The 244-nt window shown below is 61.9% G+C and carries 1 pseudogene; it reads left to right on the top strand.

The features are described from left to right. Positions 1–244 (top strand): annotated as a pseudogene (locus tag KUA11_RS18175) (hypothetical protein); the annotation flags it as partial.

Here is a 244-nt window from a genome sequence, read left to right as displayed (position 1 = left end):
AACGCCAGACGCGGCGCGGGCGAGAGGTGCTGCGAAGGAATAGAGTCCGGAGAACGTGTGCTCATGATGTGACCTTATTTGAAGAAGGAGTGACCGAATCCGCCCGCAAGGCATGGCCCATGCGCTGCGATTGCGGCGATCAGCTTCACACGGCGCTGCGTCGGATTGGCGAAGCCGAGAGTGGTGTGCTGCTCTATGTGCGCGGCCACGAAGGACGCGGCATCGGGTTGGGCAACAAGATCCG

Source organism: Acetobacter estunensis (genome assembly GCF_019083805.1).
GTDB classification, from domain to species: Bacteria; Pseudomonadota; Alphaproteobacteria; order Acetobacterales; family Acetobacteraceae; genus Acetobacter; species Acetobacter estunensis_A.
Note: the sequence above shows the minus strand (reverse complement) of the source record. Positions and strands in the feature narration are given on the sequence as shown.